Annotated in this window: 18 protein-coding genes and 1 other RNA gene; 4 read left to right on the forward strand and 15 right to left on the reverse strand. The window is 57.5% G+C overall.

From position 1 onward, the window contains the following. Window positions 1-106: 106 nt before the first annotated feature. From APH27_RS05425 to APH27_RS26785, 5 genes are read right to left on the reverse strand one after another with little or no spacing between them, the layout of a single operon-like run. Window positions 107-814 (reverse strand): hypothetical protein, encoded by a 708-nt coding sequence (locus tag APH27_RS05425; protein WP_156335849.1) that lies wholly within the window; start codon window positions 812-814, stop codon window positions 107-109. A 14-nt stretch (window positions 815-828) separates the two neighbouring features. Beyond that, window positions 829-1,905: a patatin-like phospholipase family protein gene (locus APH27_RS05430; protein ID WP_060484208.1), complete on the reverse strand. Its 1,077-nt coding sequence runs from the start codon at window positions 1,903-1,905 to the stop codon at window positions 829-831. Continuing rightward, window positions 1,898-2,809, reverse strand: coding sequence for a diguanylate cyclase regulator RdcB family protein (locus APH27_RS05435; protein ID WP_060484209.1), 912 nt, complete (start codon window positions 2,807-2,809; stop codon window positions 1,898-1,900). The genes APH27_RS05430 and APH27_RS05435 overlap by 8 nt, the downstream gene beginning before the upstream one ends. A 2-nt stretch (window positions 2,810-2,811) precedes the next feature. Continuing rightward, window positions 2,812-5,295 carry a dynamin family protein gene (locus tag APH27_RS05440; RefSeq protein ID WP_060484210.1) on the reverse strand — a complete coding sequence of 828 codons (2,484 nt, stop codon included), beginning with the start codon at window positions 5,293-5,295 and terminating at the stop codon, window positions 2,812-2,814. A 45-nt stretch (window positions 5,296-5,340) separates the two neighbouring features. After that, window positions 5,341-5,469, reverse strand: coding sequence for a hypothetical protein (locus tag APH27_RS26785; protein WP_256250552.1), 129 nt, complete (start codon window positions 5,467-5,469; stop codon window positions 5,341-5,343). Between the two features lie 570 nt (window positions 5,470-6,039). Between APH27_RS26785 and APH27_RS05445 the strand changes: the two genes are divergently transcribed. Continuing rightward, window positions 6,040-6,990, forward strand: coding sequence for a 5'-nucleotidase (locus tag APH27_RS05445; protein ID WP_060484211.1), 951 nt, complete (start codon window positions 6,040-6,042; stop codon window positions 6,988-6,990). A gap of 55 nt (window positions 6,991-7,045) precedes the next feature. Here the strand turns inward: APH27_RS05445 and APH27_RS05450 are convergent, their stop codons facing one another. The 4 genes from APH27_RS05450 to hsdR all read right to left on the reverse strand — a co-directional run bounded on the left by APH27_RS05450 (window position 7,046) and on the right by hsdR (window position 14,653). Next, window positions 7,046-7,981 carry a restriction endonuclease gene (locus APH27_RS05450; RefSeq protein WP_060484212.1) on the reverse strand — a complete coding sequence of 312 codons (936 nt, stop codon included), beginning with the start codon at window positions 7,979-7,981 and terminating at the stop codon, window positions 7,046-7,048. 26 nt (window positions 7,982-8,007) lie between these two features. Then, window positions 8,008-9,345: a restriction endonuclease subunit S gene (locus tag APH27_RS05455; protein WP_060484213.1), complete on the reverse strand. Its 1,338-nt coding sequence runs from the start codon at window positions 9,343-9,345 to the stop codon at window positions 8,008-8,010. After that, window positions 9,342-10,880 carry an N-6 DNA methylase gene (locus tag APH27_RS05460; protein WP_060484214.1) on the reverse strand — a complete coding sequence of 513 codons (1,539 nt, stop codon included), beginning with the start codon at window positions 10,878-10,880 and terminating at the stop codon, window positions 9,342-9,344. The genes APH27_RS05455 and APH27_RS05460 overlap by 4 nt, the downstream gene beginning before the upstream one ends. Window positions 10,881-11,179: 299 nt before the next feature. Next, window positions 11,180-14,653: a type I restriction-modification system endonuclease gene (gene hsdR, locus APH27_RS05465; protein WP_060484215.1), complete on the reverse strand. Its 3,474-nt coding sequence runs from the start codon at window positions 14,651-14,653 to the stop codon at window positions 11,180-11,182. Between the two features lie 201 nt (window positions 14,654-14,854). On the opposite strand from hsdR, the gene APH27_RS05470 reads away from it, so the two are divergent. Continuing rightward, complete coding sequence (locus APH27_RS05470) at window positions 14,855-15,910, forward strand: hypothetical protein (protein WP_060484216.1); 1,056 nt, start codon at window positions 14,855-14,857, stop codon at window positions 15,908-15,910. Between the two features lie 48 nt (window positions 15,911-15,958). Here the strand turns inward: APH27_RS05470 and APH27_RS05475 are convergent, their stop codons facing one another. After that, a complete protein-coding gene (locus APH27_RS05475) occupies window positions 15,959-17,038 on the reverse strand; it encodes a YafY family protein (protein ID WP_256250553.1) in 1,080 nt (359 codons plus the stop codon). Window positions 17,039-17,124: 86 nt separating this feature from the next. Between APH27_RS05475 and APH27_RS05480 the strand changes: the two genes are divergently transcribed. Then, window positions 17,125-18,000, forward strand: a complete 876-nt coding sequence (locus APH27_RS05480) for a hypothetical protein (RefSeq protein WP_060484217.1) — start codon at window positions 17,125-17,127, stop codon at window positions 17,998-18,000. A 15-nt stretch (window positions 18,001-18,015) separates the two neighbouring features. Further along, complete coding sequence (locus APH27_RS05485) at window positions 18,016-18,357, forward strand: hypothetical protein (protein ID WP_060484218.1); 342 nt, start codon at window positions 18,016-18,018, stop codon at window positions 18,355-18,357. Window positions 18,358-18,445: 88 nt separating this feature from the next. Here APH27_RS05485 and APH27_RS05490 read toward each other — a convergent pair whose 3' ends face one another. The 5 genes from APH27_RS05490 to APH27_RS05510 form a co-directional block, all read right to left on the reverse strand. Further along, window positions 18,446-18,715, reverse strand: coding sequence for a DUF3077 domain-containing protein (locus tag APH27_RS05490; protein ID WP_027917711.1), 270 nt, complete (start codon window positions 18,713-18,715; stop codon window positions 18,446-18,448). A gap of 62 nt (window positions 18,716-18,777) precedes the next feature. Continuing rightward, window positions 18,778-19,020 carry a hypothetical protein gene (locus tag APH27_RS05495; RefSeq protein ID WP_027917710.1) on the reverse strand — a complete coding sequence of 81 codons (243 nt, stop codon included), beginning with the start codon at window positions 19,018-19,020 and terminating at the stop codon, window positions 18,778-18,780. A 363-nt stretch (window positions 19,021-19,383) separates the two neighbouring features. Continuing rightward, window positions 19,384-19,775: a transfer-messenger RNA gene (ssrA, locus tag APH27_RS05500) on the reverse strand. A 102-nt stretch (window positions 19,776-19,877) separates the two neighbouring features. Beyond that, window positions 19,878-20,171 (reverse strand): hypothetical protein, encoded by a 294-nt coding sequence (locus tag APH27_RS05505; protein ID WP_027917708.1) that lies wholly within the window; start codon window positions 20,169-20,171, stop codon window positions 19,878-19,880. Window positions 20,172-20,437: 266 nt separating this feature from the next. After that, window positions 20,438-23,248 carry an FAD-binding and (Fe-S)-binding domain-containing protein gene (locus APH27_RS05510; protein WP_060484219.1) on the reverse strand — a complete coding sequence of 937 codons (2,811 nt, stop codon included), beginning with the start codon at window positions 23,246-23,248 and terminating at the stop codon, window positions 20,438-20,440. Window positions 23,249-23,252: the final 4 nt, after the last annotated feature.

Raw genomic sequence — 23,252 nt, forward strand, 5'->3', positions numbered from 1 at the left:
CATCCTCCAGACGAAGTCAGTGTTCTCCATCCCGTGCCAGTATCCAGCACAATTATCCGCGCAAATGCGCGGATATTTTTTTATGCACTATCTGAGATTAATGGCCTCAGGCGTCGAGCCTTAGCCGTAGGTATGCAATCAGGACAACGCATGGCACGGTGACCCGGTAAGCGGCCGAAGTCAGATTGTAGGTTCCCCAAACGCCTGACAAGGCGAGCCCGATTGGGCCTAGCATTGTGCTGACAGCGCGTGTGGAGGCAAATCCGACGCCTGCTGCAGCACCCCCGGCAATTCCGAAGGAACTGGCCGCCATCGCGTTGGACAGCAATTGCGCCATGCTCAGAGTATCGGAACCGCGATCATTGGCAGCATTTACCGACGCAAATTTGCACAGTAGTTCAGCCCTCTGTTCCCGTGGGACACCCTCCAATGTGAGGCCCCACAATTTTTTCAGTACCTTGACTTCGATGTCGGCGACTGAGTCTCCGTCATCACGCGAGCCCTTCAGATGCTCCAGTACATCGAAAAGTATTTCGCTGTACTGCACTCCTCCACTGCGGAAGAGGTTGACGATACTGTTACCGCCAAAGAGTTGGAGCTCACGAATCATCGTGCGAATGACCGCTTCTGGATAGACGCGTGCAGACTTGGCTTCCACCAGGGTGGCACACACATCATTGGATAATGACAAACGGCCCTTTTCACTATCGGTCAGGTAGTCGACGAATACTCCCAATTCATCAGGATCGGCTCGTCGAAGCAAACTCAACAAGTCATTATCACCTTTGATATCTATTGGCTTACCCACGCTCATCGTAAACCCACCCATTACTTCAACTGAGCCATCACATCAGCCAGTGCCTGGTCTGCACTCGCATTCCCTTTCTCACTCTGCGCCAAACGCGCCTCGGACTGTCGCAACTCATGGCGGGCTTTTCCGGCACTCATCACTCGGCCTACGCAATGCAGAGTGTCGCGGTAGCCTTGTTCGATCCAGGACGGAATCTTGTCGCTATCGAAGCCCAACAAGTCACGGCTACCACCCAGTGGTCCCGAAGCTCGGGACAGGCTTTCCTGAGGGCGAATTTCCAAGATGGTGGCATCTGGGAAGTCCTGGCGGCTCCATGGGGAGCCATCACTCAAGTGGGTGACAATCACCAGATTGCAGCCGGCCTGCAGTAGCGGCGTGATAGGTGTGTTGCCTTGCATGGATTGCCAGCCACCTTGGCCGCCATCCGAGTAGAGCGTTCCATTGGTCTGGCGCGGAGCGAAGAGCAAAGGGATGGCCGCAGAGGCGAGCAGAATCTCTTTTTGCATCTGAGGCGCCAGTAACTGTAGATGCAAGAATTCGGAATCAGGTGTGTCTGCAAAGCCAAATTCAGCTTGGAAAGCAGCGAGCAGGTCATACAAGCCGCCGAAGCTCTTGTAAACCGAGATGTAGAGCGGCAAACCGGTGGCCAGATCATCAGTGACCAAGTACTGGTCCATCAATGCTTGCAGCGGTTTATCACACAAGACACCCGTGTCGAAAATGTCGAAGCCTTTCGGTAGCGAATAGCCGAAACGTTGAGCTGCACGGTTTGCCAAGCGAGCCACAATATCGACAGTGCCGGCGCCGTGGAATTTCATCCCGGCCGAGATCAGCAAGCTGAGATAACCCGGAATGTTCATCTCTAGCGGGGAGCGCTGAGCCAGCGTGCCCCACAACTCTTCCAAACGCTGAATACCTGTTTCAAAACTGGGAGACGACGCCAGAATGGCCCCGTTAAGTGCGCCAATACTCGCCCCGGACACGGCATCCACTCGGGTACCCATTTCGCGCAGCGCCTTCAGGACTCCCACTTGGTACGCGCCTTTGGCTCCGCCGCCCGAGAGCACCAAGCCTACTTTCATATGTTCAGACATGAGCCACCTCCAGGAACAGCTCGCTGATCATCGCTTCGCTCATACGCTCAGGTGAGTTGAGCCGTGGAAGGTGCAGCGGCAACTCATCAGGCACCTGCGATACTGCGAATACGAAAGGCGACTTCTGTGGCTCATGTTCGTCTCCCAGATAAGCCAACGATTCGCTGGCCTCTGGCAAGACGTCCCGCCCCACGGGTTTCTCAAGCCAGCGTTCACGGGTCGCGATACGCTCTTTGCGCGTCACGTTGCAGTCGTTGGCCAGGTGAGTGATGACACGGTTGGACAAATTCTCCAGCAACCGCTGACGATCATCCCCAGTAGCCTGGCGACAGTAGTCACCAAAAGCGCCCCAACGCAGTTCTTCCAGAGCTGCATAGCAACGACCCGAAAGCGAGAAACTGTTGAATCGTCCGGCCCCCCATTTGTTGAACACCATGTCCAGATGTAGCTGTACTCGCTGCACGAAATCAATGCGGGCAACCTGTTGGTCCAGGTTGTCACAGCGCTCGGTCAAACGGTCAGCCAGGTTTTCCAGCTGACGGCGAGTGTCAATGGAATAGGTCGCTATGCGGGCGACATCCAGTTTCAAGTGATTGACCCGATCGTTGACACGTGCAATGGCAAGATTACTGCTGGCTAACGACTGGCTGAGATCTTTCAGCCAGTTCAGCGCACCTTCCACACCGTCGGTCAAGCTGGCATTGATTTCGGCTTGGTGGCGGGCACCTTGGCCGGTAAAACCATCGAACAAACGAGCAGCAAAGCCGGTGCGCCCCTTGAGATAAGCCTGCCGCTCGCGTGCAACATCAATTCCGTTGGCAAAGTCCACGACAAACTTTTCTGGCAGGCACGTCAGAACCTGACATATTTCGGATTGCTGTGTGATTGGCTGCTGTTCGCTCATGCTCAAACGCCTTCTGGAAGGATGTCGAATGCTTCAGTGTCTTTTTTCAAGTCGCGGCTGTCGGCAAGAATGGCCGGCACATTGCGCTTGAGGCCAGCCAGCCGTTGGCTCAACGCTAGTTGCTCAGCCTGGCTTATCTCCTGGTCTCGAATGCCCTGAAGCAGGTCGCCACGAATCTGCTCAACGGTATCGATGAAGGCGCTGAAGAACTTGTCCACAGCATCGTTCAGCGGGACTTCAATGGATTTGGCTATCGTTTCGTTCAGGCCATCGAAGACCTTGGCAATTGCAGTCGAAACTGACTCTTTCACTTGCCGAATGTCGACCTGGTAGAACTTCTCGGTAGTGCTGTAGGACTCCCAGCCCCAGTCGTTGCTGTCGAACCATTTGCAAACAGTGCCCCAGACGCCTGTCTCGCGACGATAACGGGTGACTTGCTTGCTCTTCTGGCTGACCATGCCGGCCAATGCATCGCTGGCGTTTAGCTCGATACGTAACGATCTGGCATTTGGGATTTTCAATTCGATCGAGAAACCGTCAGACGACAGCCTATGGTTTAGGTCGTCGACAATTTTCTGGGCATGGCCGGTTACCTTGGTCTTGAAGTTCTTCTCAAAACTATCAAGGATTTTACCCATGACATCTAACATTACTTTTTCTGCACTGCCGATCTTTTTCTTTATGGCTCCGTCAATTTTTGCAATGAGTTCTTTCGCAGATTTCTCATCGTCGAATTTTATAATTGGATCGTTGGGGTTGAAATCCTGAGTTGCATCGGCTTTTGCTTTCAATCCCCCAAAGAATTTAATTTCCTGATGGGAATCAACTTTGGTCTTTACGCTACTCATAAACGATGCGACCAAGCTCGCCACTGCTCCGCTCATGCCAGAGAGAGGTGCCAAATCAGTATCTCTCTGTTTTTCGGGCTTACTGGAGGTCTGCTCGAGTTCGATGGCTTTACCTTCCTTAAAGTAGGCGTCAATCGCTCGTTCGGTCTCAGTCTTGATCTGTTTGAAGACTTTCTGCGTACGTTTCTGAATGTCTGCCAACGTTTCTTTTGCTTCTTTCTCGGTGTGTGAGCGAATGTTCTCGATCTTATCGATGTCCCCCTTCAATGAGGAAATCTGCTCGCGCAGCACCTTGGCACTTTTCGCCAGTGCGGTCTCACGAACCCCAAGGAATTTTTCTACCGATTCGGCTGTGTGAATAAGCTTCGACGCGGCAGAGTCAACCGCGAAAGTCGCAGCTCGTGCATGTGCGGTCTGAATGACGTCGGTCAGCGGGCGTGTGAAAAGCGAGTCCTTCCATAGCGCATTGGCCGCCTTCAAGACTTCGTCCATATCGTCAATACTGTTTTGCCAGCGACGACCGAATGCTTCCTCGGCAAAATCGACGACCCAGGGCTGTTTATCTGGATCGGGTAGCTTCTTATGCAGGAACACTTCGTGCTTGGCCCGGTTGGCCAGGTATCCCCAGCGGGACGACACGGGGTGAACGTCCGCATGCTTTACCATGCCTTGCATCAGATCGTCTGCAACGACGCTCTTGATCTTGTCCTCGCTATCGCCGTTGCGGTCCTTCTGGTCGAATTTGTTGACCAGGGCAAACAGACGCCCGCTTGCGACACTGGCGATCTCCGCCAGCTCTGTACGAACCTGTGCGTCGGCGTCCGATTTGAGCTGAGTAAAATCGAGGACGGCCAGTACCGCCGAAGCCTTCTTCAGCTGTTCGCTCAGCATTTTGCGCAAATGTTGCTGCCCCGACTCGTTAGGCCCGGGAGTGTCCAGCAACGTGAGACGGCCACCTGCCTGGCCGGTCTCACCCAAGTGAGCGAACTCTACCTCGATCACTGGCATCTCATGAACTTCGTCATAATCCGCAAACGGGAATTCGACATTCAGCGCAGCACTCAAGCGAACCAGGTCATTGAGACTCTTGAGGAACTGGAAGATCGAGTCAGCGCCGTCATGTCGCTTGGCAAATCGCTCTCGTTGACTGATGAGCGCTAGCAACTCGCGCATGTCGTCATCCACCGCAAGCTTGCGCAACTGCTCTGAGGCTTGAGGGCTTTCGAGGGCATCCGCCAGCTCAAGGATCAAGTCGTTGATTGGAGCACTGTTCTCAAGTTTGAGGACCGGCTCGATCTGGCCTGGCGTATGACGAATCAGCGTAGGCAGAGCTGTCATCGGTCGGTTACGGTTGGGCAGCACTTCGGTACCGACGATCGCGTTGATAGTGGTCGATTTGCCTGCCTTCATGGTGCCCACAACTGCCAGCACCATTTCCAGATCGTTGAGTTTGGAAAGCTCGCCGCGCAACACTTCGATGTCTTTGGAAATGGACGCGATGGTGAACGTCTGTTGTTCACCTGCATGGGCTTGCGTGACAACCCCCGGTTGGCTCTGCATCTGCTTCAGAAGATCGACTTCAACCTGCAGCAGTCGCTGGGCTTCGTCACGCAGTAGCTCAATGTTTTTTTCGTGCATGATGCTTCCTTGAAAAATTTACCCAGGGGCAGGGTGCGCAAATTTCTAGCGCAACTCAGTACCATCGCCCGGGTTGCGAATTTCTTTAGCGTTTAGAAAGGGGAACAGAGCCAGCACATCAACCTGAAACGGTTGTGCGAGGTAGTCGAAGGTTGGGCTCAGGTTCAAATCCATTTTGAGAGAATCCATCCGATCACCGCCGGGCTGTGCAGCGGAGATTCTGGTTGCGTTCAGGAAACGCGAGGTAAGATCAAGATGACATCAGATGCTAATTGATGTGGTGGCTGTTGGCCACACTCCACAAGGCTATTTCCTTGGCTGTCTTCATCCTCAGAAGCATCCTCAGAAGCGACGCTTTCTTGAAATCACTTCCACGATCAGGCGTTCAACGTAGCTTGGTTGCCGGAGTTCAAGGTGCTCGTTGCCACACCGAGGGCATTTTTCGAACCAGTCTCCTGGCCCCAGGGCATCACTGGGGGGCGCCAGAGTCTTTATCCAGCCGCATTGCGTGCATTCAAATGTGTAAGGTCTCGGTCTGATAGGCATTTGCTTGCTTCTCGATCATGGATGGCGGAAATGACATTTAAACGATATGTCAATTTTGGCGACATGCCTATTATGTAGGCTTATACAGGTAAATAAAGCGCACACATCTTTAGCTCTCTACGCGCCCATTTTCTTAGCCTCTTTGGCGTTGCCTGGCGAACTGCTAGTATTTTCCGCGAGACTTAAAGGGAATGAACCATGGCGTTTGATCTGAGCAATACCTTGGTAGTTGGCATATCCGCGACTGCTTTGTTCGATATGAGTGAGTCAGATCAGATGTTCAAGGAGGCGCTGGAGAACGACCCAGAAAGCGTGATCGATAACTATCGTCGGTACATGCAGGAACACGAGGACGAGCCGCTTGAGCCGGGTACCGGCTACCACTTGGTCAAGGCACTGCTCGATCTCAATCAGCACGTGAAAAGTGACGACCGGTCGCCGCTGGTCGAAGTGGTGGTGATGTCGCGCAACAGCCCGGATACCGGCATCCGAGTGCTCAAAACCATCCGCCGTGATCAGTTGGCGATAACCCGATCTGCCTTTACCGGAGGGGAGTCTGTTGCCGACTACATGGATGCGTTCGATGTCGACCTTTTCTTGACCACCAATGTGGAGGACGCACAAAAGGTCATCGACTCCCGGCAGTGTGCGGCGGCGATCCTCAAGGCGCCGCCAGTCAACGCTCCGAAAATTCCCGAAGGCCAGGTGCGTATCGCTTTCGACGGTGATGCAGTGCTGTTCTCCGACGCCAGTGAGTTGGTTTACAAAACTCAGGGTCTGGATGCCTTTCAGGCCCAGGAAGATGCGCTGCAACATACTCCGATGGAGGAGGGGCCTTACGCTAGCCTCCTGATCAAACTTGCCAAGCTACAGGAGCGGTTGCCAACCGGCGGGAAGGATTCACCGATTAGAATCGCCATCGTCACTGCACGAAACTCACCGTCCGAGATGCGGGTGATCAACACCCTTCGCGCTTGGGGCGTATACGTTGACGAAGCTTTCTTTCTTGGTGGCGTCGGGAAGCCTAAAGTGCTTCGGGCATTTAATCCGCACATCTTCTTCGATGATCAGGATGTGCATCTGGAGGCAGCAGCCAACTGGGTGCCGTCTGGAAAGGTGCCGTATCTGACCAAGTCGGACGCGGCATAAATAGAAATGCCCAGCTTCATGCAGTAGCAGAACGGATGTGTTTTGGGTGCGCGGCTTAGCCAAGCGATTCGTCAAAGTAATCGCTGTCGAGCCTGGGCACCTTGTAGAGCTGAGAGCTGATGCCCACATCATGGTCGAGCATCAGGTTGACCAGGCGTTCACCGTCGACCAACACCAAGCCCTCGACCGATCGCGCGAAGTCAACGGCCTGGGCGGTGAAGCCGGAAGTGGTGATGAATACACCGCGTTTGGCTTTCTGCCCAGCTAGAGCCCCATAAAACGCTTGCAGATCGGGCCGGCCGACGGTGCTTTGCCAGCGCTTGGCCTGCACATAGACCTTTTCCAGTCCCAGTGCGTCCAGCGAGATCACGCCGTCAATGCCGCCGTCGCCACTGCCACCGACTTGCTGCAGTGCCTGACGGTTTGCGCCGTAGCCAAGGCTGTGCAGTACGTCGAGTACGATATGCTCGAAGCGCGTCGGGCTCGCTTGCAACAGGCTGTCCAATAGATCGCCCGCGACGCTGGTACGCAACTCAAGGATAGCCTGGTTCAGGCGCTCTTGCGGGCTGCTGGTAGCGAGGTCGGTCTTGGCAATTGGCGATGTCGCATCGTTGCTTTCATCCAGTGGTGCGGCATCCGGCGCTGTCTTCAGCTTCACGCTCATGAAGTTCACCGCTAGATGCTCGACCTGCTCTGCGCTCAATGGGGCAGGGTTAGCCTGGGCGAAGGCGCGGCCGGTATCGGTCAGTTGCCAGTAGCCACGCTTGGCGCTGCTGGAATAGCCCGCGCGTTTCAGCCGATCGTGCGCCCAGCCCGAACGGTTCTTGTAGGTAGCCTGGCCACTGGCGATGGTCTCCTGCCGCTGCGATTCGCTCAGGCCAAGCTTGACTGCGGCTGCTTCGTGGGTCTCACCCGCGGTGGCACCCTCTGGATGGGAGGCGAGAAAGCGCAGGATGGGCTCGATGAACTGGTCGTAGGTCGGGACGGGCATGGTTCAACTTCTTCCAGGTGTGAGGATTATCTCGCCGTGGCGGATCGGCGACTGCGCTTAGTCTTGGGGGCTGAGGCTCGTTGGGCTTTGATGCGCTCGAGCAGCGCAATAGCCGGTTCATCCTTAGGGTCCTGAGGCACTAGTTCGCCTCGGAAAGCTTTTGCCAGGATGCTATGAGCCAAATGGTCGATACGGCTTTGCGCTAAAGCGAGCTTGGCTTCCAATTGGTTAGCAATAGCGAAGAGGTTTTCGACGCACCGGACGATTTCAAGTTGTTCAGTAGCTAGCGGAACATGAACAGGGATTTCGTTCATGTTCTTCTGGTTCAGTTTTGGCTGAGCCGATCCGCTAACCCACTGAGTAATGTCGAGAGTGTTTAAGTAGATAGCTAAATAAGCGTTGGAGTGTCCAAGTGGGCTTGCGATGACATGTGCGTGATTATTCACCCAGACCTGCCCTTTAACGGTGAAGGCTAAGGGCTTAACGCGAGTTAGGAGATTCGCTCCATCTTCGCCAACCAACACGAACTCACCGTCATGCGTATAACCGTCAATGCAGTCGATCTGACCTGTCGCACCGAAATAGGGATTATCACCTATCCGAGACTCGCGCTCCTTGGATGAAATAGGCTTACGGGCACCGTCATGGTTAACAACATAACGACCCAAAGGTACTACAGACCATCCGAGAGGCAAACCGTCGGCATCATACTGTGAATCGATGCCTGTTTGGTCTCTACGCCAATCTTCAGTTAAGCGACCGGAAACTCCAGCATCAAGGACGGATTGGCGGAAGCGCTTCAGTAGAGCGGGGATACCGTCGATACGTGCTTTCAATATTTCGACCTGTGTCAGCAACTCGTCGAGCTTGGCGGCAATGCGTTTTTGTTCGGCAGCCGGAGGCACTAGGACATCGTAATTCTCTACAAACTGCTTGGGTACGCGGCGGAGACCTACTGCGCCCGTCATGTTCTCCGCACCCTCTCGTAGAAAATCATAGCTTTTGATCAAAGCCAGTAAATACTTAGCTGATACTTCGTTACAACTCGGGCGGAGGACGAAGAACTCACTGCTGCCGGCACCGATACCGTTGGGTAAGCCTTCGACCAAGGCTGCCTTGCCGTTCTCAAAGCAGGGCGTGACTTTGGCAAAAATCACGTCTCCGTCTTTGAAATTTGTGTAAGCCTTTTTGATTTCGCCCCACGGGCGTTTATCGAAACGAAGTTTTTCTCGAAAGTTGGTTGGCGCAAGAGACATGGGCACAAAGCCAGCTACAGTATCATCATCGAATACCTGCTTCGGATTCAGCTCCGCCAAGTCGCCAATACGCGCGGCAGCCCAGCCGGCCGGAAGTCCAATACTCATTCTCCAACTCCTACATCCAATCCCACAACCGCCGCCAGCATCCGTTTCTGCTGCTCGGCTTCATCCCCCGCGCCCAATGCTTGCATCAGTTGATCCAACTCCCGTAGAGCCTCGGCTAGTTCTGCCATTGCCTCCCCTGCCAATATCTCCGGTGCGGGCAGGCCAGCAGTGTCGAGGCCGGTGTCTTCTTTCAGCCAGCTGATATCCAGCGAGTCGCCGCGCTCCCGAATTTGCTCTCGAGTAAATACTCGGAAGCGGCTCTTCTCGGCAATGCCCTCGACGTTCTCGGCACGGAGACTGTTTCCATTTGGGTCATCACCATAAGCTTCTTCGAAGGGTTTGAGGTGCTGCACGCCAAACGGGGTACGCTTGCCAAAGCTGGGCATGTTGCTGCGCAGGTCATAGATCCATACCCGCTGGGTGCAGCCTTCGTCTTGGCGCGGGTTGTCCTGGCTGCCTTTCTGGAAGAACAGCACGTTGGTCTTCACGCCTTGCGCGTAAAAGATGCCGGTTGGCAGACGCAGGATGGTGTGCAGGTTGCATTTGTTCATCAGGTCGCGACGCACATCCGTGCCGACGCCAGCCTCGAACAGCACGTTGTCCGGAAGAACTACGGCAGCGCGGCCGCCGGGCTTGAGGCCACGGTAGATATGCTGGAGGAAAGCCAGCTGCTTGTTGCTGGTACGGTAGGTAAGGTCGTCGCGGGTCGGGCCACCACCGCCTTTGGCAGTGCCAAACGGTGGGTTGGAGAGTATGACGTCGACCTTGGGCAGGTTAGCGCCGGTCTGACCCAGGGCGTTGCCAAGGTGCACCACACCTTCTTCATCACCTTCCATGCCATGCAGCAAGGTGTTCATCAACGCCAGACGGCGAGTACCTGGCACCAACTCCACGCCGACAAAGGCACGATTGCGCTGGAAGCTGCGGGCTTTTTCGTCGAGGTCGTAGTGGTCGTCGGTCTGGCTTTTGATGTAAGCGTCAGCGGCAATCAAGAAGCCTGCGGTGCCAGCGGCCGGATCCTGGATGGTCTCGCCGGGCTGCGGTTTGATGCAGCGGATAATGCTGTCGATCAACGGGCGCGGTGTGAAGTACTGGCCAGCACCAGACTTGGTCTCGCTTGCGTTCTTCTCCAGCAGGCCTTCATAGAGATCGCCGAGGCCATCTTCGCGGGCGCTGAACCAGTCGATGCCATCCAGACTCTTGATCAGTTGCTCCAGATGACGCGGTTCCTTGAGCCGGGTCTGTGCGTCAGCATAGATGGCGGCGATCAACGGGTCGCTGTTCTTGCCCAGGTCCAGCAACATTTGCCGGTAGTGGTCGAGCAGATTAATCCCGGATTTACCGGCCAGGTCTGGCCAGCGTGCACCCACTGGCAGCTTGTGGCTGAAGGCGTCGTTGTTCTGTACCTGCTCGTATTCCATCTTGATGAACAGCAGCAGTACCAGTTCGGTAACGTAGTCGCTGTAGTTGATCCCGTCGTCGCGCAGTACGTCGCACAGGTTCCAGAGCTTCTGGACGATGTCGGAGTTGGTCATGGTAACTCTCAAAAAAGATAAGAATGCGAGCCCGCGGTGCTTGAGCAGCGCGAATTGCAAAGGAATGTCGAGGCCGGGTTTGCTGGAAAGCTGCCGGGCAAAGAAAACCCGCTCAATGTGTGCGTAGCTGCCGGAGCAACCATAGGCATGGCGGGTGTATTGCGGGGGAGGTTATGCACGGCAGGTCTGTTTTGCAAGCTGATTCGGGCACTGGCCCAGTGAGCGGATAACACGAATTTCCGCTCGACCGGGGCGCAGTATGGACACCTGCTGACTGGCCTTCGAGTGAATAGAACGCTTCAAGCCGCCGACCACAAATTATCGTTCAACGCTTCCAGCACCTGATCAAGCTTACCGCCAAGATTGCGGTCCAGGCCTCTGATGCCGCCATCGACCCGGAATGCGTCATTGACTTGCTGCGTATCGATCACCACCTCATGCACCAACTGCCTGGCAAGGCGATCCAGCCAGCGGCGCTGCACTGGGGTCCAGGCCTGCATGGCATAAATGCGTTTCATGGCTTCTGCCACACGTTGATCGAACGGCAACAGTGCCTCGCCAATAGCAGCCTGGCGAATATACCCAAGGATGCTTGCCGCGATTTCCTGGTTGGTCTGATTACGCCAGGCGCTTTTCAGGCTGGCTTCGTTGAAACCGTTCTGATCGAGCAGCAACCGCACTTCGCGCAAGTGCTCGCGAGTCAGATCCTTGGGGCGGTTTACCACAACGCTTAGCGCGGCCGACTGGTTCAGCTGTTTGTGGATGAACTCGTGGAAGCTTTCCAGGAAGTCAGCCGGCTTGCCATAGTTGCCGTAGTTCTGCTCACGCACCACCAACTCGTCTTCGTGCGCAGAGATGATCGGATACCGCTCCGACCCGAGCAGGGCACTGACAGCCGCCAGCTGATTGATCAGTTGGCCGTGTTGGCGAACGAAGTTGGCAGCTTGCTGCGGCCCAAGCTCGTGCAAATGGGTATGCAGTTTGCCGGGTTCGACGCCCCAGGACTGCTGCAATTCATCGAGCTTCTGTTTGATGGCCGGATTGTTTTCGGCCTTGTGCTCGGCTTTGCGCAGGATACGCATGACCCGTTGATTCAATTGGTCGAGCACGTCATGGGCGTGACTGCTGTCTTCCTGGCTGCCAGGGGCGTCGTGGCTGGCGTCGTCAGTCAGCTCACCCACCAATTGCTCCAGGGAGATATTCGGGTTCTTGACCAACGGTTTCATGGTGTCGACCTCTTCCAGGCTGGCATAGAGGTCGACGGGGTCATAGATGCGGAATACCGTTTTCCCTATCTCGTCACAGCGTCGGGTAGCCCGGCCTTTCATCTGCTCATAGAGGATGCGCGAGCGCACGCGGCGCATGAACACCAGGTTGCAGATGGTCGGCACGTCGATGCCGGTGGTCAGCAGGTCTACGGTAATGGCGATACTCGGGTGCGGTTCATTCTTGTAGCAGCGAATCAGTTGCTCGACCCGATCGCTCTGGCCAGTAATGATGCGCACGGTCGCTTCGTTGTATTGCTCCCCATAAGCGGCCTTGAAGGCGTCATCCAGCAGGTTTTTCACGCGTTCTGCGTGGGCCTGGTTGACGCAGAAGATCATGGTCTTCTCTTCGCCGAACGGGTCCAGTTCCTTGGCCAGCTCATCGCAGATGACCTTGTCGAAGGCAGGCGTGATGACGCGGCGGTTGAACGACTCGATATTGAAATTGAGCTCGTCTTCCAGTTCCGTCGTATCGACTTCACCGGTCTGGGCGTTGATGACACTGACCGACTCGCCCTTCTCATAGTGGATGCCACGCTGGGTAAGCTGGGTTTCGTAGCGGATTGGTGGCTCATGATCGATCAGCCAGTCATCGGCCACGGCCTCCCGGTAGCTGTAGGTGAACACCGGCTTGCCAAAAATCTCGCTGGTCTGTTTTGCGGGCGTAGCCGTGAGGCCGATACGGCAGGCGTCGAAGTAATCCAGCACGCGACGGTACTGCGAGAGGTACTGGCTGGCATCGCGCACGACCAGTTCGCCTTCGGTCATCTCCTGGTCGAGGGTGTAGCCCCGGTGGGCCTCGTCGACGATGATGCAGTCGAACTCGCCCACAGGTGGAGGGTTGTCCGAGCGGAAAATGCGGCTGACCATGGCTTGCACCGTGGCCACCTGAACTCGGGTTTGCGCTTCGGCAGCCATGTCGCCCAGTGCCTTGATGTCGTAGATCTGGGCCAGGGTGTGGTTCTGCTCAAGCGTGGTGTCGTTGAACGAATCAATGGCCTGCTCGCCAAGGGCGCTGCGGTCTACCAGGAACAGAATACGTTTGAAACGTTCTGCCTTGAGGAAGCGGTACATCAGGCCAATGATGGTGCGGGTCTTGCCTGTGCCTGTTGCCATCGCCAGCAGGCAATTGCGCTGGTTGCCGGCCAGCGCCTGTTCGACGGCCTTGATGGCCTTCTCCTGGTAGTCGCGCAACTTCAGATAGCCAAAGCCTTCCTTTGCCAGCCTTTCCTCGGCTTCTGCCTTGCTGCGTTTGAGCAGGTCGAGGAGGTCGCCTGGTGTGTGGAAGTCTTGCAATGGCCGACGGGTATTGGCAGGGCTGCGCAAATCGCGGAACCAGGTACCAGACTGTTCAGCAAGCTGCTTGATATAGGGGCGACCATTGCAGGCAAAGGCAAAGGGCACCTGGAAGTGGCCATTGCTGCCATCAACCCAATGCTGGGGTTGGCCGGCCATCGGCCAGGGCTGTACATGTTCGGCAGAGAATCTGAATTCGCGAGCGTACCGCTCGGCTTGGGTGATCCGGTCGGCAACATCGATGCCTTGCCGTTTGGCTTCGACAATGGCGATGGGTACCAGGCCGGCGAACAGTACGTAGTCGGCGCAGGCTTTCGGGCTACTGGTGGGCCATTCGGCGATTGCCTTGTTCTTGCCTTTCTCCGGGCGTGCACCTTTGCTGTAGGTCAGTTCCAGAGAGTCGGCTTCCCAACCTGCGTCGTTCAGCTGCTGGTCGATGAGGATGCGGGTAAGGTCCTCCGACAGCTGGAACTTGTTGCTGGCCTTCCTGGTTTTTTCGGCAACGTCTTTGCTGGCCTGCGGCTGTGCGGCGATTTGCTGCTGCAGTGCCTTCAGGCTTTGCTCATGTTCTGCGCGCAACTTGGTCAAAGCCGCTTCGTGCTCTGCTGCCAACTGCTTGTGGTTTCTCGACTCGGCATCCATCTGCTCGGCGAGGACTGCATATTCCTCTGCTTCACGCTTGAGCAGGGTGGCAAGTTGCTGATTGCTTTCCAGCTGCTGGCTGGACTCGCTGAGCTGCGCCTTGAGCTGTTCGATCTGGCTTTGCAGGTCACGTAGCGAAGTGCTTGGGTCGCTAGGTGTAACGAAAGGCCCGGGCTTGAACGAAGCGGTATTCTTGCCAAATGACTGGTGGTACCAGATAGCCAAGGCACGCCCCACCTTCAGCCCATCCATGGCCTCGCGGTGCTGCGTGCGGAACTCGTGAGTGGCCTTGTTCCCTTCCACGCGCAAGGTGTGAAACAGGTTGCGAATGTTCTGATCCAGCTGGATCTCACGGCTGAGCTTGTACAGCAGGTCAGATTGGGTGGTGTGGGCTTCGAACACGATGCCGGCACGGCTGGCCAAGTCTTGGGCCAAGGCTTCGCCGAGCTGGCGAAGTTTGATCAGCGTGGTGTTTGGATCGCTGGCGAATGCCTGCTCGGCGGTACGCGCAAGCTGAAGGAACACGGGGTCATGTTCCTGAAGAAAGGCGAAATTGCTGCTGGCTGCCATGGTCGTTCCTTCGGTTGCTTGGCCACTTTGTGCGCACATCTGCAGATGCGTAAGTGGCGGTAGCTTAACCAAGGTAAGGCGGTGTTGGCCATGGCATAGGGCCATCGTGCAGGCGGCCGTGCACTGTAGCGGGCATGGAGGCTGCCGATATAAGCGTTAGTGGCTATTTGCAGTCGGATTCGAAATACAAGGAAAAGCTCAATGACGCTGTACGAGTCGATCGTTCTGGAAGTGGAGCAGGGGGCTTTGCCTCGTCAACTTCGGGCCACGGACCTGCTGGGAGAGGACCGTCGAGTCATTCGCCAGACACTTGAAGGGAACGTTGAGTGTTATCGGGTTGGCTTTGGCTTCTTCAAGAAGAGCCATATCCGCACGCAGATGGCCAATGCGGCCCAAGGCACGGGCCATTGGGTCAAGGCAGGCCAGGCGCCGCAGTACAAGCGTATTGCCGAGGGGCTCTATGAAGTATTAGGCCTGACCGAGCAGGAGGAAACCGCCGTGGAGGCCGAAGCACCCCAGCCGGTGGCCGCACAGGCGAACCTGCAGGGCGCACCAAGCATCGAAGCGCATTTGATGAATCATCTGATTCAGACACCTTTCCAGATCTTCGACCGCAAGCGTCGAACGCTTTATCCCGAGCAACCGGTGACGGGCTTCAAGGCTCGCCTGGACACTTACTTCTGGCCATCCCCGGCAACTGGCTACATTGCCACTGAAAAGGTTCTGGACGATTTCATTGCGCGGGCGCGTTTGCTGGCTGAGGATCTGGACCGCAATGCCGACGCAGTGCTTCAGCTGTTCGCTGAAATCTGTGCGTGGGGCGGGGTGCGCGTGCCCACTGAAGATGCCCAGGTGGTGGTCGACAACCTGCGCCTCGCCCAGCGTCGCAGCCGCAGACAGGCAGCCGCAATGAATGGCGCCTGGACCAAGCTGTACGCAATGTTCTATCCCGATGATTTCCTCATCTATGACTCGCGGGTGGCAACGGCATTGCTTGAATTGGCCGAGCAGGCACTAACGGATAATGACGTCGCGCTGTTGCGCCAGCGCTACCCGGCACTGGGCCGCGTTGCTGGCCGCGGCGGCTCGCGCCCTCGGTCGACCAGTATGGTCTGGCGCAATGCCTACACTTGCTGGGCGGCTCAACTCGACGCCAATGCGCTGGGCCAGGCCATGTTGGTGGCTCTGAACCAGGCAGGCTCCGAGCAGTACAGATTGCGCCATCTTGAGGCGACGTTGTTCATGGAAGGTTACTGAGGCGTTGACCAGGTCGATCATTTCGACCTGATCTGCCGCTGCGGGGTATCACAGCTCATCGCCAGCGTACATTTTCAGGGCCCGACGCAATGCATGCTTGATGTGTTCGCGAAGGTAGTCGGGCCCCATAACTTCAATTTCGTCAGCGTTACTCATCAAGAACAGGCGCAGGCCCTGGGTATCTTGAATAGTGCATTGCAAAATCGCTCCGCCAGGGACGTGCTCGATCTGCTGATTTTCGCTTAGCGGGTTTTCCGTGAGGCGGTTAAGGAGGTTGGTTTCAAGGCGTAGCCGCAAGCCAATTGGCACTTCGTGGTGAATGGTCATGAGATCTCGCTGCACCTCAAACGAGCCAACTTGGTAACCCTCCGGCTCAGGCGTGTCACGCCAATAGGTCTCAACGCCGACCATCCGATGAAGCATGAGCACGCACTGCTTGTCAGGGCCATTGCTGCTGTATTTCCCGCGCGGGGCATTCGGCTCGGGCGCTTTATCTTTGGGCCATTGTTCGGATTCGACGAAAGCCGAGAGATAGATGTTGGAGTCTTGGAATGACAGGGCGAGCGGCTTCAAGATGTAGGTGCATTCGATATCGCCAACATCGCGGGGCTTGTAGGCAACCTTTAGCGTTTGGCCCTCAAGCATCGCCGCTTGGATCGTCTCGAGGTGAGCTGGATCATAAGCGCCGGGCAGCAGGGTCATGAAGCGAGTGCCCGTAGTGATTCTGCCTTGGCCGACCAGGTCGTGTTTCGAATTTCGGCCAATCACCCCAAGCGCGTAGTTGCGGAGCTCCACGAGCTGATCAGCAACCACTTTGAATCCGAAACGCTCGGCATGCTGCAGCATGGCTTCCAGCGTCATTGATTCAGATGGCGTCAGTGCGAGATCCAGCCGAGCCTTTCGCAGCTTCCAGCGATACGACTTTTGCCCTACCGGCTTTTCACCAGAGACCAGGCCCTCCGATGCGAGGTTCTGGAGGTCGCGCAATGTAGTTTTGAGATGGGGGACCTGTTCGATCCAATGGGCCTGTTGAGCGTGAAGCTCTTCAGTGGCCAGCGAGCCACGCTCACGCTGCAAGATACCCAGCAGTGCCTTGCACCTGCTTTCCTTGGAAATTTTCTTAGCCACAGGCACCTCACGGACAAAATGTGTCCCTATTGTCCGTCAGTATCACTTTGCCAGCAAGAAAGGCCCTCAAATTAGTGGAGCGTCGCATGAAGATCAAGGTCTCGCACCGTAGTTTCCCCGCTTACAAAGACCGCGCAGAGGTCAATGCTTTCATTGAGTGGCTCGCTGAGCTGCTTGGATCGAACAAGGACGTGAAGCATGAATACACCAACCGACAGACGGCCAAGCACTGGCAGTTCTGCAACCTCCACGATGCCTATGAGCAATACGAATGGCATCACTCGGGTGTGCCGCATTTGAACATCAGCGCGGGCAGTTGCGCCGACAGCAATGCTGCAGCCCTCGAAGCGCTGGCTGCAGACCTTGGCGCCGCAGCCTGTGACGACACGATGCTGCGTGGCACTCAGGCGACGATGTCCTGGGGTGGTGTTTCTGCTCGAAACAACCAATGGCTTGAAGAGAATCGTGTGGGGCTGGCAGCGATGATTGAACAGGTCGCACAGGTACTGCGCCAGGGAAATCTCGATAGCCCGAAATTCCGCAGTGATCTGCGCTTCAACGCTGGTATGACCAAGGTTTACTCGCTGATATGTGAAAACTTCATCATCTATGACAGCCGCGTCGCTGCGGCCTTGGGCTGGCTTGTGATGAGATATTGCAGCGAACGAAAACTGACTGCCCTCCCGGAGGGGCTTCGCTTCCCTTGGGCGCCGGCGAAGGAGGCTCAGAACGCTACCGCGCCGAAGAACCGCGACCCAGGTAACGAGCATGAATTCAAGTTTCCCCGCTTGCGACGTGGTCATCACCACGCGCTCTGGAACATGCGCGCGAGCTGGGTGCTGAGTGAGGCTTTGGCTCATCCGTTGGCGCAGGGAAGCCGCTTCCACGAGGGAGCCGGGAAGCCTGTTCGGAAACTCGAAATGGGAATGTTCATGATGGGTTACGACCTTGGCAGCCGCTGAGCGCAAGGGGTGCCTATGAGCAAGCTGCCTGAACTTGAAGCGCTGATCCTGAATCTGGTTGGTTCGGGGATTACCAGTTCGATGTTGAGAGAATTGGTCGCCAGGCAGTCACCCCAAGTGTCTCGCCAAGAACTTGATGCTGCGCTTGTGGCGCTTCAGTTCTCCGGTGCATTGCATCAGTTGCACAGTGAGATGGGGTACCTCTGGGCGGTGGGGCCAACAGAGGATGAATTTTTTGAACGCATCAATCCTGATGTGATGGAGCAGATTCTCAACCCAGGAGAATTTGTTGAGCTGGATGTGGATCAGCTACTGGCTGAGCTGGATGCCATGATTGTCCGGGCGCGGAAGAAATGATTGGCTGACTCTGGGATTGCCGGGGCCGCTTTGCGGCCCTTTCGCGACACAAGGCCGCTCCTGCAAAAAAGCGGCTGCCAAGGCCAGTTCAAGGCGTTTTTGTCATGCCTAACTCGGCGTCATCCAGCAGAGCCTTGGCCAGGGCGCAGAGGTAGTGCGAGGCCCAGAGCAGCTGGGGTTTGTCTTCCATCAGCCCGTCGAGGCTCAGGTCTCGCGCATAGCCCATCAGTTCCGAGGCCTGTTCGCGGGCGGCCTGGCAAGGGATGCCGGCTTCGATGCGAAATAGCGGGTGGGTCTGGTTTTCACCTTGGAAGAAGGTGGTTTTGCCTACGGTGAACCGGGTTTCTTCGGTGGCCATTGATTGATCTCCCTGAAGTCGTTGATGCCTGGCTTGGCCGGCCAGGCAGATCAAGATGCGGATCAGTGCAGCTTCTGCGGATCAGCGGGCTTCTGGATTTGGATCAACGCCGCTTCGAGCAATTTGCGCAAGGCATCGATCTCGTGCATTGAGGTCATGATCAGCAGTGACACAGGCGACTTGGGCTGCATCAGCATTGCCTGCTGGGCGACGGCCTCTGCGCATAGCGCGTAGTCAGCGGCCATCATCAGCGTGTCTTCCAGGGAGTGGAGGAGGTGGGGCGGATCGGGGACTATCTTCAGCATTGTGCAGGCCTGTTCAGTTAGGGCCACGACCATCTGCTGTCAAACAGAAAGGCGGCAGCTGTGCATGGGTTGACAGACCGGCGAACAGACCAAAACCGGCGCACACGGGGTGCCCCATGACAGCTGCCATAAAAGGCAAAGCCATGTGGTTAGTTCGGGGCGGCCTGTCAAAGCCGATCGTTGCTTGGCAACGACAAGCCGACACTAGTGCCTAGCCCGGAACACCACAATGGCTGGGAGTATCTTTGGGAAATGCCCTACAAGAAAGGGGTTAAATCTGATTTTCAGCGTAACGGGGTGTTACGACACCGGCAGATTTCAGACACAAAAAAAGACGCCCGAGGGCGTCTTCTTCTTTGGATTTGGTGGAGCCGGGGGGATTTGAACCCCCGTCCGCCAGTACTCCGCTGTCGGTACTACATGCTTAGCCGTGTCTACTGATTTAATCCGCAGCCGCCCGACGGGCAGGGTGCTTTGGATGAGTTGGGTAAGTTTTAGTCGCTTTGCCCCCAACGTGCTACACGACGATCCTGTTCTGTATGACAATCATTTCGGGTTTACAGGCATCCCCTGATGATTGCTGGAGCCGAAGCTACCAGGAGAGCGGGCTCAGCTGCTTACGCAGCGAGAGCGTAGCCCTCGTAGTTTTCGTCATTGGCAACTATAGAAAGTTGCAACAGTGGATTTACGAGTTCTGTTACCAACTCGGCATGCACCTAGAGTTTCGCTACCGGCGTCGAATCCTGATCGGCCCCACACTCGCTCTTGGCTAACGCACCTTACGGCACGTGAGGCGGAGTATACGCCATTGCGCGGGCGGCGTCGACAACCGGTCCTGTCGCCCGCGCTGAGAGGGCTCAAGCACCGCTGCCGCCGGCCGAACCGCTACCTTTCTCGGTCTTTTCCAGGCGCTCCAGCACCTTGCTGGTGATGGCGATGCAGTCCTTGGTATTGCCTGCGGCCTGGGCAGACTTGGCCTTGTCGACCTGTTCGGTGAGGGCTTTGTCCAGGCCTTCGGAGGTGGCGCCGGCGGTGGCCATGCTGTCGTCGATCTTCTGCAGGTTGGCGGTGCACAGGTCATCGGCGGCAAATGCCGGCGAAGCGAGGAGGGTAGCGGCCGCGAAGAGGGCCGAAAGCGCGGTACCTTTCATGAGTGTCTCCTTTCATGGCCGCTGGGAGGTGGGCCTATAAAGGTGGACTGCCGGGATTTGGCGAGGGTTCAATCGGGGTGATGGCTTGGCGCTTGGGTGGTGTGTGGCTGGATGTTGCCATCGACCGGGCGATGCGGTTTTTGTAGGAGCGGCCTTGTGTCGCGAAAGGGCTGCGTAGCGGCCCCGGCAAATCAAGCTGCGAAGCTGAAATCCTGAGGCCGCTACGCAGCCCTTTCGCGACACAAGGCCGCTCCTACAGGGATGACTCAAATTGCGCGTGGGCGGGTGACGCGGTCTACGAGGTAGACCAGGCCGTGGTAGTCGATACCGCTATGGCTGGACAGGCCGATCTCGCAGGTGCGGCTGGTGGAGATGCCTTCGCTGCAATACTGCACCGCATCCTTCAGGCTGCGCAGCGAGTGGGCGTTGAGCTCCGGTGTGGTGAAGCCCTTGTCGCCGGCAAAGCCGCAGCAGTGAATGCCCTCCGGAATCACCACCTGCTTGCTGCACCGGCGTGCCAGGTCGATCAGTGCCTGGCTCTCGCCCAGGTGCTGGGTGCTGCAGGTCACGTGCACGGCTACTGGCTCTTCCTGGGGGGTGAATTCCAGTTTGTCGACTAGGTGGGTGCGGATGAAACGCACTGGGTCGTACAGGTCCAGCCGGGTTTCGCCAAGGTCCTGGACCAGGCGCAGGGTGCAGGGGCTGGTGTCGCAGTAGATCGGGTCGAGGCCGCCGCGGCTGGCGTGGAGCAGGGCGTTGATCAGCTCCTGGCGCTTGTGTTCGGCCTGCTCGGGGTAGCCTTTGGAGGCGAACGGTTGGCCGCAGCAGAGGCTGTCGGCGTTGTCCGGGAACACCACTTGGTAGCCGGCCTTTTCCAGCAGGCTGCGGGTCTTGTCGAGCAGCGAGCTTTGCTCGCGGTCGGCGTAGGCGGGGCCCATCACGCGTGACACACAGGCGGCAAGGTAGACCACGCGGGGGCGGGCATCGTTGCTCGCCGGGCCGAAGTCCATGGTGCGTAATGGCTGTGGCATGGCCGGGGTCCACTGCGGCAGGCGGCCGTTGCTGGCCTTGCTCAGTGATGCGCTGAGGCGCCCGAGGCGTGGCGCGCCAAGTAGCTTGCGGGCGGTGTTGGCGGCGGTCAGGGTGAAGCGGGCGCCGCCCAGGGCCGTGTGGAAGTGGTCGGCCAGCCAGTCGGCGGTCCTGGCGTGGTCGGCGGCCTGGCTGCGCAGTTTTTTCACCAGCTCGCCGGTGTTGATGCCCACCGGGCAGCGTTGGGCGCACAGGCCGGTGGCGGCGCAGGTGTCGATGCCTTGGTACTGATAGGTTTGCAGCAACTCGCGGGTGTCGACGCCGGCGCGTTTTTTCGCCTGGATGTCGCGCCACATGACGATGCGCTGGCGTGGGCTGAGGGTCAGGCCTTTGGAAGGGCAGACCGGTTCGCAGAAACCGCACTCGATGCACTTGTCGACGATCTCGTCGGCAGCGGGCAGCGGCTTGAGGTTTTTCAGGTGGATGTCGGGGTCTTCGCTCAGCACCACGTCGGGGTTGAGAATGCCGTTGGGGTCGAGCAGGCGCTTGAGCTTCCACATCAGCTGGTAGGCGTCGTGGCCCCATTCCAGCGCCACGAATGGCGCCATGTTACGGCCAGTACCGTGCTCGGCTTTGAGCGAACCGCCGAACTCGACGGCCACCAGCTGGGCCACGTCGTCCATGAAGGCCTGGTAGCGGGCGACTTCCTCGGCGCTGTTGAAGCCCTGGGTGAACACGAAGTGCAGGTTACCTTCCAGCGCGTGGCCGAAGATGATCGCCTCGTCGTAATGGTGCTTGTCGAACAGCTGGATCAGGCGGTTGACGCCCTCGGCCAGTTGCTCGACGGGGAAGGTGACGTCTTCGATGATTACCGTGGTGCCGGTCTGGCGCACGGCGCCGACGGCGGGGAAGGTGTCCTTGCGGATCTTCCACAGCTGGTTGTACACGGCCGGGTCCTCGCTGAACTCGACCTTCTGCTCCAGCGGGTAGTCGGCGATCGAGGCCATCACCAACTGCAGTTGTTCGTGCAGCAGGCTCTGGCTGGCGGCGCGGGACTCGATCAGCAACGCGCAGGCGTTGTCCGACAGGCCTTTTACCCACAGCGGCATGCCTGGCATGTTTTGCACCGAGCGCAGGCTGCGGCGGTCGAGCAGTTCAACGGCAGACACCGGCTGGCGCTTGAGCACGGTAACGGCGCGGCAGCAGCTTTCCACGCTGGGGAACACCAGCAGGGCGCTGGCCTTGTGTGGGTGGTCGGGCACGGTGTTGTAGGTGACGGCGCTGATGAAGCCCAATGTGCCTTCGGAACCGACCAGCAGGTGCTGCAGGATATCCAGCGGCTGGTCGTAGTCCACCAGTGCATTGAGTGACAGGCCGGTGGTGTTCTTCAGTCGGTATTTGTGCCGGATACGGTCGGCCAGCTCGGTGTTGGCGCGGGTTTCGCGGCCGAGGCGGGCCAGCGCTTCGAGCAGTTCGGCGTGGCTGTTTGCAAAGGCCGCGACACTGGTCGGGTCTTCGCTGTCCAGGCGGGTGCCGTCGGCCAGCACCAGGCGCAGGCCGGCGAGGGTGTGGTAGGTGTTCTGCGCAGTACCGCAGCACATGCCACTGGCGTTGTTGGCGACGATGCCGCCGATCTTGCAGGCGTTGATCGAGGCCGGGTCGGGGCCGATCTTGCGCCCGTACGGTGCCAGCCAGGCATTGGCCTGGGCACCGATGACGCCGGGTTGCAGGCGGATCTGTTCACCCTGCCCGCGGATTTCACGGCCGTTCCAGTTATCGCCGAGCACGATCAGCACCGAGTCGCTGATGGCCTGGCCGGACAGGCTGGTGCCCGCGGCGCGGAAGGTTACCGGCACGCGTTCGCGCTGGGCCAGTTGAATCAGCCCGACCACTTCGTCCTCGGACTCGACGCGCACCACCAGTTTGGGGATCAACCGGTAGAAGCTGGCGTCGGTGCCGAAGGCCAGGGTGGAGGTCGGGTCGTCGAAACGGCGTTCGGCGGGGATCAGGCGCGCGACATCACGCAGGAACGCAGCGGGCAGGCTCATGCAA

This window comes from Pseudomonas sp. NBRC 111123, assembly GCF_001320205.1.
GTDB classification, from domain to species: Bacteria; Pseudomonadota; Gammaproteobacteria; order Pseudomonadales; family Pseudomonadaceae; genus Aquipseudomonas; species Aquipseudomonas putida_J.